At 45.0% G+C, this 3,725-nt stretch carries 5 protein-coding genes and 1 pseudogene; 4 read left to right on the plus strand and 2 right to left on the minus strand.

Features of this window, described 5'->3' with window-relative positions; all coding sequences use genetic code 11:
• Window positions 1-355: 355 nt before the first annotated feature.
• Window positions 356-1,507 (minus strand): annotated as a pseudogene (locus D5281_RS24290) (IS3 family transposase).
• A 29-nt stretch (window positions 1,508-1,536) separates the two neighbouring features.
• On the minus strand, window positions 1,537-1,662 hold the full coding sequence (locus D5281_RS26285) for a hypothetical protein (protein ID WP_277935604.1): 126 nt from the start codon (window positions 1,660-1,662) through the stop codon (window positions 1,537-1,539).
• A 176-nt stretch (window positions 1,663-1,838) separates the two neighbouring features.
• Between D5281_RS26285 and D5281_RS24295 the strand changes: the two genes are divergently transcribed.
• The 4 genes from D5281_RS24295 (at window position 1,839) to D5281_RS24310 (ending at window position 3,447) form a co-directional block, all read left to right on the plus strand.
• Entirely contained in the window at window positions 1,839-2,222 is a 384-nt protein-coding gene (locus D5281_RS24295; RefSeq protein WP_160562442.1) for a TnpV protein, read from the plus strand.
• Between the two features lie 54 nt (window positions 2,223-2,276).
• Entirely contained in the window at window positions 2,277-2,903 is a 627-nt protein-coding gene (locus D5281_RS24300; protein WP_160562443.1) for a GNAT family N-acetyltransferase, read from the plus strand.
• Between the two features lie 99 nt (window positions 2,904-3,002).
• The gene (locus tag D5281_RS24305; protein ID WP_160562444.1) at window positions 3,003-3,287 is read left to right on the plus strand and encodes a BrnT family toxin; all 285 of its coding nucleotides are present in this window, start codon (window positions 3,003-3,005) and stop codon (window positions 3,285-3,287) included.
• Window positions 3,265-3,447 (plus strand): hypothetical protein, encoded by a 183-nt coding sequence (locus D5281_RS24310; RefSeq protein ID WP_016284131.1) that lies wholly within the window; start codon window positions 3,265-3,267, stop codon window positions 3,445-3,447. Before D5281_RS24305 ends, D5281_RS24310 begins: the two co-directional genes overlap by 23 nt.
• Window positions 3,448-3,725: the final 278 nt, after the last annotated feature.

The following is a 3,725-nucleotide window of genomic DNA, read 5'->3' on the forward strand; positions in this document are numbered from 1 at the left end:
CCTGTACAGGGGAAGGTGAATACTGATCAAGGTATGCCGGATAAAAGCGGTGAAAAATATCCTGTACTGTGTAGTGGTCAAGCTTTTTTGTAACATTTGTGGCTAAAAAAATCTACCTGCTTACCGTTAGGATATCCGCAGTTTCCGCCACCCTTGACAGCCGCCCAAAGGGATGTTGTCAGTTGGGTACCAACGGCGATGAACTCAGGAACAGACTTTTACCTTGTGGCCGCCGTTGGATTTGGGAGAGTAATATCCCTTTGGGCGGCTGTCAAGGGCAAGCCCCAGAGGGGTGGCTGCTTTCCTTCCCCCGGCTCGGAATCTTGGAACAGGCTGTGGCGCCATGTGCCTGTCACTAGGCGCACCGTGCTTCGAAGGGGGTCTTGTATCCGTTGTAGGAATGGGGCGCACATGGTTATAAGTGGCATAGGCGAATTCCTCCACTGTCTGGTACATCTGCTCCTCCGTCCTGAATTCATACAGATTGGTGCATTCGTTCTTCAGAGTGTTGAAGTACCGTTCCATCGGTGCGTTGTCGTATGGGTATCCAGCCTTGCTCATGCTCTGAGTCACACCAGATGATTCACAGAATTCCACAAATGCTTTTGATGTGAACTGGGAGCCCTGATCGCTGTGCAGGATCAGCCCTTCTTTGGGCCCTGGCTGTGATTTCAGGGCCTTCCGCAGGGTACGGACTGCAAGGTCGCTGGTAATCCGCCGGTCCGTAATGCTGGCCACCACGCTGCGGTCATGGAGGTCTATGATGGTGCAGTTATAGCGCACATCTCCGTTTTTCAGAAACAAGTAAGTGAAATCCGTACACCATTTTTTGTTGATTTCCTTCGCCGTGAAGTCCTGCTTCAGCTTATCTTCAAATATCCTGTGAGGCTTCCCGGGCTTTGCGCCTGGCTTTTTGGGGCGGACGATGGAGTGCAGGCCCAGTTCCCTGTTCATATATTTATGGACAGTCGTGCGGCTGTAGCGGTATCCCCTGCGTTCCAGATAAGCTGTCATGCTGCGGTAACCGTCCACGCCGTTATGGCTGTGGTAGATATCCCTGATCTGCTCCTGGACCTCCGCTTTTCGGGCACGATAACCCGCCTTCCGGTGTTTCCGGTAGTTGTAATAAGCATTCGGGCAGATCCCCAGCCGCTTCAGCAGCCAGCGGACGCCGTATTTCTTATGGTGTTGGTCAATGAACCGATAAGCCTCTAATCGATTTCCTTCGCAAAGAATGCCGCCGCTTTTTTAGGAAGAGATTCTCCTTTTTGGCATCTTCCAGTTCCTTTCGCAGACGGAGGTTCTCTTTCATAAGTTCCATTTCATTTGGGGCATCAGGATTGGCTTGGGCTTTCAGCTGGCATTCTTTGCTGAATTCGCTGCACCACTTGGAGATGCTGGCCTTGGACACTCCATACTCGGCAGTGATGCTTTTATAGGTGCGGCCTTCCTCCTCATGGAGGCGAACGATTTTCTTTTTGAATTCGGGTGTGTAGTTTTGCGGCATAATGAGTACCTCTTTTCTTATAATTTTAATTATATCTCATTAGCCACTCCCGTTACAACTTTATTATAGCACTTCAGGTCCCTTTCCACCGCGTCAAGGCGTCCTATCACTCCCATGAGCTGGTTGTAAATGCTTTTTTCGTAATTGCCGCCCAAATCCCAACGCCTCCTTTCCTGCCATTTCATATGCCACGGCAGGATTTGTTGGTCATGGTAAAATGCTTATAAATCTAATGTTCTCTGTGTTTCTTACTCGATTTTACCAATGATTTACCAATATTTCTGGAGAGTCAGACTTGTAGCCATAAAACCAGAATGAGGAGATTAACAAAATGGATAAATTGAAAAAACATATTTATGATGAGAATAATGGACTTCATTATACGTTGGTAGGCGACTACTACATCCCGGACTTGAAGCTGCCGGAGGAGAACCGCACCATCGGACGCTACGGGCGGCTGCACCGGGAATATCTCAAACAGGAACACCCGGCACGGTACAGCTCCCTTATCCTGACCGGGAAATTGTGGACATACCTTGCCGACCTGAACGAGCAGGCGGAGGAACGGCTGGACTTAATCATGGAGCAGATGAAAGCCGCCGAGGGAGTGACCGAGGAACTGAAAGCCCGGAACCAGCTTGAATGGGTAGGCCGGATGAACAATATCCGCAACCGGGCGGAGAAAATCATAAAAAGTGAGATGATTTATTTATAGATATGTGGTAGAATTATTTTAGACGATAAATTGGGATTTTTGGAGATATGTTCTATGCTTTTATTACAAGAATATGTGAATGACCCATGTGGTACTTTAAGTATTCCATATTGGAAATCAAAAGAACTCGCTGTGCCCCAAAATATGAAAATAATTCATGATAGAGATTTTTCTGTTGGAATGCTTAGAGGCTACAAAGATGAGCCATATTTTCGGCTATATCATAATTTAAAAAATATCGGTCAAGTATTTTTGACTGATGTAGAACCAGTGTCTGGCTCGTCCAATATAAATGAATTTGTTTGGCTCATAAATGCAAGTTATAGTGATATAAGCATTACCAAAGAACAAATAGAAAGTTATCGCAGAACTCCTGTTTATTGCCCTGACTTGTGGATTTTATTTAAGGAACAAAATTCAAATAATATTGTCGCAGGAGGAATAGCCGACTATGACAGGGAAACTAATGAATTGATTTTAGAGTGGATACAAGTACTTCCTCATTATCGAAGGAAAGGTTATGGGCAGTTGATAGTGAATAGTTTGTTGTTAAAAATGCAGGGTATAGCTGAATTTGCAACCGTATCAGGGAAAGTGAATAATCCGACCAATCCGCAGAGCCTATATAGAAAATGTGGATTTATTGGTGATGATGTTTGGCATATTCTCACTCAAAAATAGAGTTTCAAATTCCCATTTATCGGGACTTTGAAAATCCGTTACAAAGCAAAGGCATACTTGTGTAGACTATGCCGTGTTTATTTGAAAGAGGAAAATTATATGGAACTAAAATTTGAATGGGACGAGGAAAAAGAACGTATCAACCGCCAAAAACATGGAATCTCTTTTGAAACAGCTTCATACGTTTTTCGGGATGAACATTACATAGAGATGTATGATTTCGAGCATAGTATGGAAGAAGACCGTTATATTGCAATCGGTATGGTTGGCGATTTATTGTTTGTTGTATTTACCGAGCGAGGGGAGAATATCCGGTTAATCTCCGCAAGATTGGCAACGGAAAGTGAAAGGAGGCTTTATTATGACCAAAACTTTTACAATTAAGGATGGCCAGGTTCCTACGCCGGAACAGTTGGAGGAAGTCAGGGCGGCGGCCAAGCGGGAAATTCAATTTGATGAAGATTCCCCGGAACTGTCCCCGGCAATGTTTAAGGCGTTCAGATGTTCCGTGGCACAGCGCAACAGAAATAAGAAGAACGCATAGCAACTCTGCTACGAATCAAGAGCGCACTGTCCCGGGCATTCCGGCTTATACACCTAAAAATTGAATCTGAACCACTCCAAATGCCGTTGCATGGACCAAAAACCAAGCAACGGCATTTCCTTATCTCCGCTTCATCCTGCTCAATGGTGAATCCTTATATGGATCTATGTCAATACTTTGGACAAAAAAAGTCGAAAGATTATGCTGTTTTTTTAAGTTCCTCATCCTCCTTTTGCTGTGGTGTCAAATAACCAATAGAGCTATGTATCCGCTTACGA

This window comes from Parablautia muri (assembly GCF_009917485.1).
GTDB lineage: Bacteria > Bacillota > Clostridia > Lachnospirales > Lachnospiraceae > Suilimivivens > Suilimivivens muri.